Here is a 12517-nt window from a genome sequence, read left to right on the forward strand (position 1 = left end):
GACAAAAAAACTGTGGTGCAAAAGAAAAATCCGCCGGCATTGCTGCCGACGGATAGTGTATTCCTCCCCAGGAATAGCGTTGTTTGTTGTCTGGTGCCTAGCCGAACTGATTCATGGTGTTGTGGACACCACCAGCCTTCAGAGCGGCTTCACCGGCGAAATATTCCTTGTGGTCATCGCCAATGTCACTGCCTGACATGTTCTGATGCTTCACACAGGCAATGCCTTCTCGGATTTCCTTGCGCTGAACGCCAAGAACATAACCGAGCATGCCAGCGTCACCGAAATATTCCTTCGCGAGATTGTCGGTGGACAGGGCAGCCGTATGATAGGTGGGCAGGGTAATCAGGTGATGGAAGATACCAGCCCGTTTCGACCCATCCGCCTGGAAGGTGCGGATTTTCTTGTCGGCAGCGTGGCCGAGTTCGGTATCGTCATATTCGGCACTCATCAGATTGTCGCGATCGTAATCCGAGACATCCAGTCCCTGCTCAACCATCGCATCATAAACCTGCTGACGGAAATTCAGCGTCCAGTTGAAGGACGGCGAATTATTGTAGACCAGTTTGGCGTTCGGAACGACTTCCCGAATTCTGTCCATCATGCCGGCAATTTGCTCGACATGCGGTTTCTCGGTTTCGATCCAGAGCAGATCCGCGCCATTTTGCAGCGAGGTGATGCTGTCGAGAACGCAGCGGTCTTCTCCGGTGCCGGGACGGAACTGGAAGAGATTGGAAGGCAGGCGCTTAGGACGCATCAGCTTGCCATCGCGGTTCAGAACGACATCGCCATTTTGTGCCGTTGCCGGATCAATCTCTTCACAATCGAGGAAACTGTTATACTGGTCACCGAGATCGCCAGGTTCGTTGGACACCGCGATCTGCTTCGTGAGGCCTGCGCCGAGCGAGTCTGTACGGGTGACAATGATTCCATCTTCCACACCGAGTTCAAGGAAGGCGTAACGGCAGGCACGGATCTTCGCAAGGAAGTCTTCATGCGGGACCGTAACCTTACCGTCCTGGTGGCCGCACTGCTTTTCGTCGGACACCTGGTTTTCGATCTGCAAGGCACAAGCACCGGCTTCAATCATCTTTTTCGCCAGCAAATAGGTGGCTTCTGCGTTTCCGAACCCAGCGTCAATGTCGGCAATGATCGGAACAACATGGGTCTGGAAGTTCTCAACCTGATCCAGAAGTTCCTTTTCCTTGGCCGTATCACCAGCTTCGCGTGCCGCATCAATTCCGCGGAACAAGAGGTTCAGCTCACGGGAATCTGCCTGACGGAGAAATGTGTAGAGCTCTTCAATCAGGGCCGGGACCGATGTTTTTTCGTGCATCGACTGATCGGGCAGGGGGCCAAATTCGCTGCGCAGGGCCGCGACCATCCAACCGGACAAATAAAGATAGCGACGCTTGGTGTCACCGAAATGCTTTTTGATCGAAATCATTTTTTGCTGGGCAATGAACCCGTGCCAGCATCCAAGGGACTGCGTGTAATTCGCGGGGTCAGCATCATAGGCCGCCATGTCTTCGCGCATGATCGCTGCAGTATATTTGGCAATATCCAGTCCGGTCTTGAACCGGTTCTGCAGCTGCATTCGGGATACGGACTCTGCGTCAATGCCGCCCCATGTCCCGCCTTTGCTTTCGATAAGGCTGCTGTTGCTGTCGATTTGTTCCTGATAGGTCATTTGATGTTCCTCTTGGGGAGTAGTTGGATTGGTATGATGTCAATAATTTTTCATCTGCTGATCATCAAAATAAATGAGTCGCGCTGAATTGCGAGCAAAACCCGCAAATAATCCTGTGCTGTTGTCTGATCGGCGATCATATCTTTTGTAAATAAGTAAAAAAATTTACAACAACGTTGGATTGCATGAGTGATGTGCATGACGACAGCCGGTAAATGTCGCAGCGTGTCGCCCTGTTTTAAGGGATCCGGGTCTAATTCAAGGCGGGAATAATCCAGACAAGCGACATCGCGGCCAAAGCCGCAAAAAGAGATATGCCCAGAACCCATCGCATCCCCTGAGGTCGGGATCCCGCCTTTGCGTCGCGTTCATTGATCCGGATTTCGGCATTTCGCTGGTTCATCGGATGCTCCTGACATCTAACCGCATGCCCCACGCCGGAACATAGCACATTGCTGCCGGTTTTTGCAGTGCAGGTTTATTTGAACGGCCAACGGGTTACGCCGCCGACGACCAGCGCCCACCAAACAAAAACCGGCTGAAACAGGAGTCGCGGACCGTGATAGGCCCAGCCCAATGCAGTACCGTCTATAGCGATATCGTTAATGGCATGGTTGATGTTGGCCGGAAAAACACAAACCGCATAGACAGCCAGGCCAATCCCTGCCGCATATCTTATGCCGGGCCACCACTTTGGCGATACGAGAAGCCCCAGACCTCCGGTCAGTTCTGCAACTCCGGTCCAAAAGACAGCCTGTTCAGGGAAGGGAACCCAGTCCGGTGTGATCGCCAGAAAGCCAGCCGGGCTTTTGATATGCAAAATTCCCGCAGCGATATAGAAAACAGACAACAGAAGCCGGAAAAAAATGATCGCATAGCTGTCTTGCGTGCTTCTGGATGTCACGGCTGACGGCCCAATCGGGTGACGTCGGTCGCAGGAAATACTGCTGACCGGCAGAGCGGCAAGAAGTCATTCGAGCCTGCCATGGCAGCAATCTTCTGCCATTGCTTGGCAAAACCATCATTATTGTACCCTGTTGCCGAACGGGCGATAGTCAAAAAGCAGTCCGCTTCACCTGATGTGGCCACCGCGCCAAGCATAAAGCGACCCTGCCCGAAAAACCCCGGCGCAAAGATAATCACCGTCAGCAGGACAAGAAAAGTTCCAGTGATAACCGGCACACCCATTTCTGGTTCATTGTCCCCAGGCTGGCGGCGGTTCATCCAAAGGACTGGAAAGATCGAATTCTACCCGAAAATTCCGGGATTGTTCCGGATCCGTGCGTTTTAACTGATAGGCAAAAATTGCTTTCGGTGTTCCTGGAGGGCTCAATTCCAGTGACCAGATATTCGTGATCGACTGATCAAGTCCTTGTTCTCGAAACAATGTGATCGATTCCTGATCAACCGGAAATGCCTGTTCCTGGTCCGTGCCGCGATTTATGGACGTACCCCCGTAATTGGTGATGTCATCGGGTGTTCCGTCCTGATGCAAATGCCTGTGCTTCAAGGTTAGGGTCTCATCATTTCGTGTGATAATCCAGGTACGAGATCTATCCCAGTCTCCGTCGTCCAGCGCAACATGGAAGGGAATTTCGATTTTCGAAGGCCCGCACTCCGCCACATGCATGAGCATTTTTTTGTCACGCATCTCCTCATCAGCAGCATCACTGGAAACCAGTTGTCCGGAAAAGGTTTTGGAGCAGAGCAGGGACAGCCTCTCAAAGAAGATGTCATGGGGGGAGGGTGTTGGCGGTTCAGGCGGTGTGCGTTCGCATGCCGACAACGTGATGATCGCTGAAAACAGAAGGATGCTGCGTGAAAGTTTGTTCCCCATTCTGGTTGAGTTACACGATCAACAGGAAAGTTGAAATCGTTACCTGCGCTTTTTCTCACACGACATTCATCGCAATGCTGAGTCATACGACCGTGTGCCATTTGCTTATCGGCGATCACGCTGCTAATGACCTGCCAGCTAATCATCGCGTCTTGACGAAATTTCAGTTTCGCGCATCCCTGTGGATCCGCATACTTCTTTTTCCCCTTTCTCGAAATTGGCCTTACCGCTCGAGCGGTGCCATTTGGCCAGCGTTCGGGCATAACTAAACTATGAATTGGAACAAGAATATGCCCACAGGCACAGTTAAATTTTTCAACACTGAAAAAGGCTATGGCTTTATCGCACCAGAAGACGGTGGTGATGACAGCTTCGTTCACATCACTGCCGTACAGGCAGCCGGCATGCAGACTCTGGAGAAAGAACAGCGTCTGACTTATGATATTGAAACCGGCAACAACGGCAAAAAAGCTGCAGTCAACCTTCAACAGGCTTGAGCTGCAAGAAATGCTGAAAGGGCGGGACTGCATTGCAGGCCCGCCTTTTTTATTGTCTGATCCACATTGCCTGTGCAATTGCGGCCAGGATCATCAAATGGGAATCCCATAATGAAGCTTCTAGTCCGCCTTGCTCTTGGCCTCGCAATTCTTCTCGTTGGGGCCTTCTTCCTTTTCAGGACGCCGGATGCGGACAAAGCGGAGATGATCGCCAAATATGGATCCGAGGCATCCCGCTTCGCGCCGGACGGGGCGGGAGGAGAAATTCACTACCGTGATGAAGGAAACAGGGACGGACCGGTAATTTTGCTGATCCATGGCTCCAACAGCCATTTGCAAACCTGGGAAGAGATTGTCCGGCTGCTTGGGGATCGGTTCCGACTGATATCTCTGGATTTGCCAGGCCACGGTTTGACCGGCCCGAGTAGTAATGGGGATTATAGTGCCGATGGCAACATAGCGTCAGTTGTAAAAATTCTCGATGTGACGGGCGTGGACAAAGCCTATTGGATTGGCAACAGCATGGGCGGATGGGTTAGCTGGAGAGCCGGGCTTGCCGTTCCGGACCGCGTTTCCGGTCTGGTCCTGATCGATTCATCCGGCGCGCAGACAGGCGAGAAGATCAAGCCATATCTTGGTGCCAGACTGGCCCAGTCGACCATTGGTCAGTGGTTGCTTCCGCAGATCACGCCCAAGTTCCTGGTACGATCTTCTTTGGAGGAAAATTATGCTCAGCCTGAGCGTCTCACCGACGAAATCGTAACCAGATATCATGACATGTTGCATTTCCCGGGAAACCGATACGCTACGCTTGAGCGCGGAAAGACGCCGCGACAACCGGAAATGTGGAACCAGGTCGGATCGCTGGACATGCCGGTGCTATTGCTTTGGGGCGCCCAGGACAGGGTGATACCGGTGTCCCATGGCGAGGCCTTTAGAAAGGCAATCCCTGGCTGCAGACTGATCGTTTACGATGATGCGGGACATCTTCCGATGGAAGAAACGCCCGAGCAGGTTGCGCGAGATATCCGAATATGGATTGACGAGGTTGAAGCCTCCACTGAGTCAGCGACCACCGAAGCGGAAGCAGGCTAGTGGTCTATGACACCAGCCTTGCGAAGTTCCGGATCCAGCCGGCCGGTCAACCAGAGCCCCCACATCTTAAAGTCGGCAATCAGCGACCAAAGCGGATAGGTAAAGGTCGCAGGCCGGTTCTTCTCAATGCGCCAATGCGACAGCCAGGCAAAAAAATAGCCGGCCAAGGGCATCAGCCAAAGTAGCGACCAGCTTGCCGTGACAATGGCATATACCGCAATTGCCACGACCAGGCTTGTTCCCGCATAATGCATGTTCCGGGTAGCGGGCTTGGCATGTTCCTGGAGATAAAAAGGCCAGAATGTTTCAAAACTCTGATGCTCTTTTTTCCGGTTTTCTGACATTTTTGGTGTCCCTGTCATGTGTTCCAGAAGTCTATATTAGCTGAGCATCCAGCTCCGGCAAAGCCCAATCTATCGGTGCCATTCCTCGCGACTCCAAAAAGGCATTGGTTTGACTGAAATGCCGGCACCCGAAGAATCCGTTATGTGCAGACAATGGCGATGGGTGGGGTGCCTGCAGTACCAGATGCTGACCGCCCTGATCGATACTCCGGACAAAAGCAGCTTTTTTCTGTGCGTAGCTGCCCCACAGCAGGAAAACGACCGGCTCGGCCTTGTCAGCGATAAGGTTCACGATAGCATCGGTGAATTGTTCCCACCCCTTGCCACGATGCGAGGCTGCTTCCCCATTGCGTACGGTCAGAACACTATTGAGAAGAAGGACACCTTGCCGTGCCCAGGATTCCAGATATCCGTGCCCTGGTCTCGGGATATGGAGGTCACTTTCCAGTTCCTTGTAGATGTTCACGAGTGAGGGTGGCGGTCTCACCCCGGGTTGTACACTGAAGCACAGTCCATGAGCCTGACCCGGGCCATGATAGGGATCCTGACCGAGAATCACCACACGCACATCACCAAGGGGGGTCAGGTCGAGAGCGCGGAAATACTCCGAACCTTTCGGGAATATTCGTTTCCCTGCGGCTTTTTCGGTGATCAGGAACTCTTTCAGTCCGGCCATATAAGGTTTGGCAAATTCCTCACTGAGGGGAATTTTCCAGCTGTCATGCAATTTGACCTGATCATTTTTTGTCATGATTTTTCGATAGCAAACCCCACCTCATTGGCAAACTTGCGAATCCAATTTCGTGACTTGAAAAATCCGTCTTTACCCATTGCAGTAAACCGCTATCCTGAAAGGCTGAAAAACAAGAGATCCAATGTCATGTCCGATACCCCTGTACCCGTAATATCCACCACCGGCCTGTTCACCCCTGAAAACAGCATCAGCAATGAAGAACTGGTGGCCAGCTTCAATTCCTATGTTGAGCTGCACAATCGGGAAAATGCCGATGCGATAGCGGCGGGGAACGTTGCCGAACTACAGCCGAGTTCCGTCGAGTTTATTGAAAAAGCATCGGGTATCAAATCGCGTTTTGTACTGTCGAAAGAGCCTATCCTGGATCCTGAAATCATGTGTCCAAGGCTTCCAGAACGACCAGATGACGAGATTTCGATCCTCGCCGAGATTGGTGTGAAGGCCGCGCAGCAGGCGCTGGCCAAAGCCGGCCGGAAGCCGGAAGACGTTGATGCGGTATTGTGCGCCTGTTCAAATCTGCAACGCGCCTATCCGGCGATAGCGGTGGAAATTCAGGACGCGCTGGGCATGGGTGACGGCTTTGGCTTCGACATGAATGTGGCCTGTTCTTCCGCAACCTTCGGCCTGCAGACAGCTGCTGATTATATCCGGTCGGGAAGTGCCAGGTCGGTTCTGGTGATCAATCCGGAAATCTGTTCCGGCCATCTCAACTGGCGCGATCGTGACAGCCACTTCATCTTCGGTGATGTTGCAACGGCCATATTGGTGGAAGCAAAGGACATTGCTCCGGCCAGCCATTGGGAGATTCTGAGCACCAAGCTCAAAACCCAGTTTTCCAATAATATTCGCAACAATTTCGGTTTCCTCAATCGCACCCACCCGGAGAGCCGGGATGATGCGGACAAGCTTTTTGTCCAGGAAGGGCGCAAGGTATTCAAGGAAGTGGTTCCGATGGTTGCCCAGATGATCATCGATCAGGCTGACGCTGTGGGGCTTGAGGGTAGCGATTTGCGGCGGCTTTGGCTGCATCAGGCCAATGCAGGCATGAACCGCATGATTTCTCATCGCGTGCTGGGTCGCGAGGCCAATGATGATGAAAGTCCGACCGTACTCGACACCTATGCCAACACCTCTTCCGCTGGCTCGATTATAGCCTTCCACAAACACAATAGAGATCTCAAAGATGGAGATATTGGACTTATCTGTTCATTCGGTGCAGGCTATTCTGCCGGCACGGTTTTTGTGCAGAAGGTAGGCTGAGAAGGAGTGTTGGGATGACGATGACAGGGCAATGTCTGTGTGGAGCAGTCTGCTACAGTGTGAGTGGTGAACCGCAAATGGAAGGCGTTTGCCATTGCAAGAATTGCCAGCGTCAATCCGGAAGTGCTTATTCGGTATTGTTCGCAATTGCCAATGATCAGCTGACGGTGGAAGGTGAGCTAACCACTTATGAGGATACGAGTGGCACCGGCAATACTGTTGAGCGCCACTTTTGTGGCAAATGCGGATCGCCCTTGTTTTCGACCCTGCCAACTCAGCCAGGCATGACCTTTGTGAAAGCAGGGACGCTGGATGATACCAGCCACCTCAATCCGCAAGTGCATTTCTGGACCAAAAGTTCACAGAACTGGGTGGAAATCGACTCCAGCCTGCCCCAGATGCCCGGTAATCCGGGTTAGTATATTGACCAGCAAACGCGCATGGTTGCTGGACAAGGCCCTGCGTTTTGCGGGCGCAAAAGCCTATTTCTCCAACCCTGACAAGCTCAGAGCCCATGTGGCTCGTCAGCGAAAAAAGAAACTGGCGGCTCCCGGCAAAGCGCTACGTCGCAAAATGCATGTGCGGCAGTCCGAGAAGGCCGGGCATCCCGTATTTAAACTGAGCTCCCGACCAGACCCGAAACGCTATATTCTCTATATCCACGGCGGTGCCTATGTACTTGGCATTCAGTCCGTATACTGGAAGTTCCTCTCCGAAATCACCGACAAGACAGATGCCGAAACAATCGTTGCCTGCTATCCGCTGGCACCGGAAAGCGACTGGCGATCCAGCTATGACTGGATGATGGCAGTCTACGAAGATTTGCTCGCCAGGACGGACAGCGACAATGTCACGATCATGGGCGACAGTGCGGGGGCAGGATTCACCCTGGGTTTCACCCAATTGTTGCGAGATGAGGGGAAGGAATTGCCCGGCCATCTGGTTTTGCTTTCTCCCTGGCTCGATGTGACAATGACTGACCCGATGCAACCGGCTATCGAACAGAAGGACCGCATCCTTGCAAGAGCAGGATTGAAAGCAGCCGGTGAATGGTGGGCAGGCAGTTCCGGGAAAACTGACGCGAGTCCGGTCAGCCCGCTGTTTGGCGATATTGAGGGGCTGCCTCCGATTTCCGTGTTCACCGGGACGTTTGACATTCTTTGGCCGGATGCAAGAAAGCTCAAGGAAAAAGCCGATAAGTCAGCAGTGGCAATGGATTATTACGAGTATCCGGCTATGCAGCATGTCTGGATGCTGTTTCCGATTCCGGAAGCCAAGGCGGTCAGAGAGACTATTGCCAGTCAGATCAGGCGATCAATCTAGGCGACAGGCCGGGATTACTTATATGAATCACTGACCGGCACCTAAACAGAAGGGATTTTCATGCTTCAAACCAAACGGAGTTATCTGGCCATTGGTTCAGCACTTTTGCTTGCCTCCTGTGGTGTTGAATCAGATTTGCCCGAATCTGATGAATCGTCGTCGACCGCCAATGCGACCTCCGAGACCATAGTGGCGGCCGATGGATTGCAACTTCGGGCTGCCGGAGAGGCGGAACTCATTTCTCTTCCGTTCGGAACTCCGATGGCAAAAACGGTTTCCGCAGTTTCTGCGCAGACCGAGATCGAAGGTATCGCGTCTGCCAACGACGAATGCGGTGCAGGACCGATGCAGTTCGTTACGTTCGGAGACCTCAAGCTGAACTTCCAGGATGAAGCTTTTGTTGGCTGGTTCATCGACGGCGCGTCGCCCATCGTCAAGACTCCAGAGGCTGTGGGAATCGGGTCCATTCGGGAAACAGCCGTGGCGCAAATGCCGATTGTGATGCAGCCCGACAGCACGCTGGGTAACGAGTTTTTGTCAGATCGCGGAGCAGATGGTTTTATTGGCGGTTTTCTGTCAGGAACGGACGGCAACGCTGTCGTGGAATCTCTTTATGCCGGAACCAACTGCTTTTTTCGCTAACAGCTAATCCTTTAGCTGGCGGCCCCTGGCGATAACGGCCTTGCGACGGTCTTCGACTTCCTGGGCAGAAACATTGTCGTTCCAGGCATCTGTTGTTTGTTTCTCCAATGCGAGAGCATCCTGCAAGTTCCGGCCGAAACCGTCGAAAATCAGTTTCTTGTAAGCACGCAAAAACTTGCCATCAATTGTGGTCATGTCCTCGGCGAGAGCCTGTGCTTCGGGCAATAGGTCCTCTGGCGCATATACGCGGTTCACCAGGCCCCATAAACATGCCGTTTCGGCATCCAGGAACTGCCCGGTAAAGCTGAGCTCGCAGGCTCGCGACAAACCAATCGTACGGGACAGTTTTTGCGACAGCCCCCAGCCGGGAATGATCCCGATACTGGCATGGGTGTCGGCGAAACGGGCGCGGGAAGATGCAATCCTGATGTCGCACGACATGGCGAGTTCGAAACCGCCGGTGATCGCAACCCCGTTTATCGCACCTATGACAGGAACTTCGATCTCCTCAATCGCCCGGCAGGGGTTGCGTACGGGATTTTGATCCGTTGCAGCTCCGAGACCATGTTGTCCGAGTTCTTTGAGATCAAGGCCGGCGGTGAATGCCCGGTCACCGGCACCAGTGATGATAGCGGCCCGAATATCCCTGTCTTGCCGAATGTCCTGGCAGGCATCATATATTTCACCGCGCATGGCATGAGACAAAGCATTCATGGCTTCCGGTCGGTTCAGCGTGATGGTTGCAATGCCATCGGATTTGTCCAGCAACACCAGTGACATCAGTCGTCATCCCCGGATTCATATTTTTCCGCGATTTGCGCTCCGAGTGCGGCAGTCATTTCGAACAGCTTCTCCGGATCGGACTGTCGCATTTGCGCCAGCATGAGCTCTGGTCCTTCGGCGATAATCAATTCCGGTTGATTGGAACGCACCGCCTCCAGAATCTGGCGCGCGCATTCTGATGGTTCCATGCCATTGTCGATGACCGCATCCGACTTGGCTCGGCGCGTCCCGTCCTTGGTCAGGGCATTGCGGGAGACATCGGTGCGGATCGAACCAGGCAGGATGTTCGTAACATGGATATCATGCAGCTTTTGGGTCTCCGCGCGCAATGCATCAAGATAACCGATCAGTCCGTGCTTGGCCGCACAATAGGCTGTTCTGAGCGGAACCCCGACACGCCCTGCGACCGAACTGATGCCCACTATATGTCCGCCGCCTGATGCGATCATGTGGGGCAGGAGCAATTGAGTCAGCCAGATCGGTGCCAACAGGTCGACGTTGATGATCTTGTGGTGGACGTCCGGATGGGTATCCAGCGCCAGGCTGCGCTGGCTGATCCCCGCATTGTTGACGAGAATATCGACGCTGCCTTTCCAGTTTTTGGCTTCGTCAACAACGCCCGGCAAGGCATCATAGTCTGTCGTTTCAAACGGAAGGACAAGAGACTCTGTCGGGATGCAGTCGGCAACACTGGTCAAAGCCTCGGTGCGTCGCCCCGAAAGGATCAAATTTGCACCGGCATCGGCAAAGGATCTTGCAAGTGCTTCACCAATTCCGGAAGAGGCTCCGGTGATCCATACAGTTTTGTTTTTGAATTCTGACATCAATAATCCCCGAAGAACATGCTCTATTTGGTGGTTTTCGGAGCCTCGTCACCCAGATCTTCAAACCAGGCTTCCACTTCCCCGTTGAGTTTGATCAAAAGGGGGTTGCCTTTGCGATCGAGGGTCTTGCCGGCCTGAACCTTGACCCACCCTTCCGAGACGCAATATTCCTCTATGCTGTGTTTGCGTTCACCTCGAAAATTGATCCCGATGCCCCTTGCAAGCAAATCACCGCCATAGTGCGGGCTGCGGGGATTGATCGCGAGGCGGTCGGGAGGTGTATCGTTTCCGGAACTCGTTGCGTTTTCGGATTCAGTCATGAATTCATACTTTCCTTTTCATTTGGCCATCGGTTTCTTTGGCCAAATTGCGATTTGTGCTCATGTCTGCTGTCCCATTAAGGAGAACAGGTGATTAACGAAGCCAGAACTATGTACGGTGACCTGGCAGTTGTTTTGACAAGCTGATCAGATGTTTCCTGCAAGAAGCAATCAAGGCCATCATGATCGATATCTTGACCATTGTTAGCTAAATACGTTCTCGACATCCAGATTTGTGTCAAGCAGCGAACTGTATATCGCAGCCGGGACAAGCAGATAAAATATCATCAACGGGACAATTGCAACAACACCGAGGATAATCCCTATGGCTACGGACAGATTGATCAGGAGGCCGGCGACAAGTGCGATGATCATATAGACAACGAAGAAAGCGACAGAAATCAGAAACAAATACAACATCAGCATGAGGCTGTTGTTTTTGGTTATCTTCCATGATTCCATCATTGCGCCGAACGGGTTGTAGCTGCGATTGGCGGCCATTATCGGACCTGTTGTTCCGAGTCTTGCGAACAGGAAAAGCATTGTGCCAAGAAGGCCGATATAAAGAAGGACCATGAGACCAACGGCGCCAGCACCGGCACTGTTGGAATCAGCACCGACAGCCCCGAATAGCGCTACTCCAAAGATTGCGAAAACGATCCCAAAAACAATCGTGAAAGCGATGTATAAAACTATAATGGCAATAAATGCGGGCATTGATGCGACAAGTCCATAGACAAAAGCGCCTCCGATTGTTTCATCCTTTCCGGAAAGTACCACTCTCCAGGAAATGAAATAGCCTGCAATGGAAAGCAGGAATACCCCCAGGCTCACCAAGCCGAGAAAGCCGAATCGGCCAGCCATCATGGCTGCCATCGCTTCTGGATCTGCCTCCGTCGGATTGAACAATGATGTCGAAACACCGCCAAACAGCGAGAAAAAAAGCAGTGCCATGATCAGGTAGGTCGCAAAAAGTATCAGGCCTACAACGATACCGTGATCTTTGACCATGTTTATGTTGATGGTCCAGGCTTTGGCCATATCAAATTTCTGCATTCCTCATCCCCCTTGTTATGATTGATTTTGGGGAAGCATGTGAAGCAAAGCAACCCGTTTTGATGTGATCTTTTGTCGCGCAAGCTGGATAA

18 protein-coding genes are annotated in these 12517 nt (G+C 52.6%); 7 read left to right on the top strand and 11 right to left on the bottom strand.

Going from position 1 to position 12517, the window contains the following annotated elements:
• Positions 1-97: 97 nt before the first annotated feature.
• The 5 genes from BUQ90_RS10055 to BUQ90_RS10070 all read right to left on the bottom strand — a co-directional run bounded on the left by BUQ90_RS10055 (position 98) and on the right by BUQ90_RS10070 (position 3341).
• The gene (locus BUQ90_RS10055) at positions 98-1690 is read right to left on the bottom strand and encodes an isocitrate lyase (RefSeq protein ID WP_074205106.1); all 1593 of its coding nucleotides are present in this window, start codon (positions 1688-1690) and stop codon (positions 98-100) included.
• A gap of 50 nt (positions 1691-1740) precedes the next feature.
• Entirely contained in the window at positions 1741-2019 is a 279-nt protein-coding gene (locus BUQ90_RS17580) for a hypothetical protein (RefSeq protein WP_143182833.1), read from the bottom strand.
• Positions 2020-2168: 149 nt separating this feature from the next.
• A complete protein-coding gene (locus tag BUQ90_RS10060; RefSeq protein WP_239447406.1) occupies positions 2169-2594 on the bottom strand; it encodes a DoxX family protein in 426 nt (141 codons plus the stop codon).
• Positions 2591-2878 (bottom strand): hypothetical protein, encoded by a 288-nt coding sequence (locus BUQ90_RS10065; RefSeq protein ID WP_074205107.1) that lies wholly within the window; start codon positions 2876-2878, stop codon positions 2591-2593. Before BUQ90_RS10065 ends, BUQ90_RS10060 begins: the two co-directional genes overlap by 4 nt.
• Positions 2879-2885: 7 nt before the next feature.
• The gene (locus BUQ90_RS10070; RefSeq protein ID WP_239447407.1) at positions 2886-3341 is read right to left on the bottom strand and encodes a hypothetical protein; all 456 of its coding nucleotides are present in this window, start codon (positions 3339-3341) and stop codon (positions 2886-2888) included.
• Between BUQ90_RS10070 and BUQ90_RS17880 the strand changes: the two genes are divergently transcribed.
• From BUQ90_RS17880 to BUQ90_RS10080, 3 genes are all read left to right on the top strand, one after another.
• Entirely contained in the window at positions 3331-3561 is a 231-nt protein-coding gene (locus BUQ90_RS17880) for a hypothetical protein (RefSeq protein ID WP_239447408.1), read from the top strand. The genes BUQ90_RS10070 and BUQ90_RS17880 overlap by 11 nt on opposite strands.
• Before the next feature lie 256 nt (positions 3562-3817).
• On the top strand, positions 3818-4024 hold the full coding sequence (locus BUQ90_RS10075) for a cold-shock protein (protein ID WP_074205109.1): 207 nt from the start codon (positions 3818-3820) through the stop codon (positions 4022-4024).
• A gap of 111 nt (positions 4025-4135) precedes the next feature.
• Positions 4136-5119 carry an alpha/beta fold hydrolase gene (locus tag BUQ90_RS10080; protein WP_074205110.1) on the top strand — a complete coding sequence of 328 codons (984 nt, stop codon included), beginning with the start codon at positions 4136-4138 and terminating at the stop codon, positions 5117-5119.
• Here BUQ90_RS10080 and BUQ90_RS10085 read toward each other — a convergent pair.
• Complete coding sequence (locus tag BUQ90_RS10085; protein WP_074205111.1) at positions 5116-5463, bottom strand: Mpo1-like protein; 348 nt, start codon at positions 5461-5463, stop codon at positions 5116-5118. The genes BUQ90_RS10080 and BUQ90_RS10085 overlap by 4 nt on opposite strands.
• 31 nt (positions 5464-5494) lie before the next feature.
• The gene (gene ung / locus BUQ90_RS10090; RefSeq protein WP_074205112.1) at positions 5495-6214 is read right to left on the bottom strand and encodes a uracil-DNA glycosylase; all 720 of its coding nucleotides are present in this window, start codon (positions 6212-6214) and stop codon (positions 5495-5497) included.
• A 129-nt stretch (positions 6215-6343) separates the two neighbouring features.
• On the opposite strand from ung, the gene BUQ90_RS10095 reads away from it, so the two are divergent.
• From BUQ90_RS10095 to BUQ90_RS10110, 4 genes are read left to right on the top strand one after another with little or no spacing between them, the layout of a single operon-like run.
• Complete coding sequence (locus tag BUQ90_RS10095; RefSeq protein WP_074205113.1) at positions 6344-7477, top strand: beta-ketoacyl-ACP synthase III; 1134 nt, start codon at positions 6344-6346, stop codon at positions 7475-7477.
• Between the two features lie 14 nt (positions 7478-7491).
• Positions 7492-7896 carry a GFA family protein gene (locus tag BUQ90_RS10100; protein WP_074205114.1) on the top strand — a complete coding sequence of 135 codons (405 nt, stop codon included), beginning with the start codon at positions 7492-7494 and terminating at the stop codon, positions 7894-7896.
• A 4-nt stretch (positions 7897-7900) separates the two neighbouring features.
• Positions 7901-8800: an alpha/beta hydrolase fold domain-containing protein gene (locus BUQ90_RS10105; protein WP_159437086.1), complete on the top strand. Its 900-nt coding sequence runs from the start codon at positions 7901-7903 to the stop codon at positions 8798-8800.
• A gap of 60 nt (positions 8801-8860) precedes the next feature.
• The gene (locus BUQ90_RS10110) at positions 8861-9442 is read left to right on the top strand and encodes a hypothetical protein (RefSeq protein WP_074205115.1); all 582 of its coding nucleotides are present in this window, start codon (positions 8861-8863) and stop codon (positions 9440-9442) included.
• 3 nt (positions 9443-9445) lie between these two features.
• Here the strand turns inward: BUQ90_RS10110 and BUQ90_RS10115 are convergent, their stop codons facing one another.
• From BUQ90_RS10115 to BUQ90_RS10130, 4 genes are all read right to left on the bottom strand, one after another.
• Positions 9446-10222, bottom strand: a complete 777-nt coding sequence (locus BUQ90_RS10115) for an enoyl-CoA hydratase (protein WP_143182835.1) — start codon at positions 10220-10222, stop codon at positions 9446-9448.
• On the bottom strand, positions 10222-11049 hold the full coding sequence (locus BUQ90_RS10120; protein ID WP_074205116.1) for an SDR family NAD(P)-dependent oxidoreductase: 828 nt from the start codon (positions 11047-11049) through the stop codon (positions 10222-10224). The genes BUQ90_RS10115 and BUQ90_RS10120 overlap by 1 nt, the downstream gene beginning before the upstream one ends.
• A gap of 23 nt (positions 11050-11072) precedes the next feature.
• Positions 11073-11369 (bottom strand): DUF3297 family protein, encoded by a 297-nt coding sequence (locus BUQ90_RS10125; RefSeq protein ID WP_074205117.1) that lies wholly within the window; start codon positions 11367-11369, stop codon positions 11073-11075.
• Positions 11370-11573: 204 nt separating this feature from the next.
• Positions 11574-12425, bottom strand: a complete 852-nt coding sequence (locus BUQ90_RS10130; protein WP_074205118.1) for a glycerophosphoryl diester phosphodiesterase membrane domain-containing protein — start codon at positions 12423-12425, stop codon at positions 11574-11576.
• Positions 12426-12517: the final 92 nt, after the last annotated feature.

It is taken from the genome of Parasphingorhabdus marina DSM 22363, assembly GCF_900128895.1.
GTDB classification, from domain to species: domain Bacteria; phylum Pseudomonadota; class Alphaproteobacteria; order Sphingomonadales; family Sphingomonadaceae; genus Parasphingorhabdus; species Parasphingorhabdus marina.

Excerpts from the sequence above, each read along its gene's own strand:
- BUQ90_RS10085 (WP_074205111.1), bottom strand. The coding sequence starts at position 5,463 with ATGTCAGAAAACCGGAAAAAAGAGCATCAGAGTTTTGAAACATTCTGG.
- BUQ90_RS10065 (WP_074205107.1), bottom strand. The coding sequence starts at position 2,878 with ATGGGTGTGCCGGTTATCACTGGAACTTTTCTTGTCCTGCTGACGGTG.
- BUQ90_RS10080 (WP_074205110.1), top strand. The coding sequence starts at position 4,136 with ATGAAGCTTCTAGTCCGCCTTGCTCTTGGCCTCGCAATTCTTCTCGTT.
- BUQ90_RS10125 (WP_074205117.1), bottom strand. The coding sequence starts at position 11,369 with ATGACTGAATCCGAAAACGCAACGAGTTCCGGAAACGATACACCTCCC.
- BUQ90_RS10070 (WP_239447407.1), bottom strand. The coding sequence starts at position 3,341 with ATGCGTGACAAAAAAATGCTCATGCATGTGGCGGAGTGCGGGCCTTCG.
- BUQ90_RS17580 (WP_143182833.1), bottom strand. The coding sequence starts at position 2,019 with ATGGGTTCTGGGCATATCTCTTTTTGCGGCTTTGGCCGCGATGTCGCT.
- BUQ90_RS10055 (WP_074205106.1), bottom strand. The coding sequence starts at position 1,690 with ATGACCTATCAGGAACAAATCGACAGCAACAGCAGCCTTATCGAAAGC.
- BUQ90_RS10130 (WP_074205118.1), bottom strand. The coding sequence starts at position 12,425 with ATGCAGAAATTTGATATGGCCAAAGCCTGGACCATCAACATAAACATG.
- BUQ90_RS10075 (WP_074205109.1), top strand. The coding sequence starts at position 3,818 with ATGCCCACAGGCACAGTTAAATTTTTCAACACTGAAAAAGGCTATGGC.
- BUQ90_RS10115 (WP_143182835.1), bottom strand. The coding sequence starts at position 10,222 with ATGTCACTGGTGTTGCTGGACAAATCCGATGGCATTGCAACCATCACG.
- BUQ90_RS10100 (WP_074205114.1), top strand. The coding sequence starts at position 7,492 with ATGACGATGACAGGGCAATGTCTGTGTGGAGCAGTCTGCTACAGTGTG.
- BUQ90_RS10120 (WP_074205116.1), bottom strand. The coding sequence starts at position 11,049 with ATGTCAGAATTCAAAAACAAAACTGTATGGATCACCGGAGCCTCTTCC.
- BUQ90_RS10110 (WP_074205115.1), top strand. The coding sequence starts at position 8,861 with ATGCTTCAAACCAAACGGAGTTATCTGGCCATTGGTTCAGCACTTTTG.
- ung (WP_074205112.1), bottom strand. The coding sequence starts at position 6,214 with ATGACAAAAAATGATCAGGTCAAATTGCATGACAGCTGGAAAATTCCC.
- BUQ90_RS10095 (WP_074205113.1), top strand. The coding sequence starts at position 6,344 with ATGTCCGATACCCCTGTACCCGTAATATCCACCACCGGCCTGTTCACC.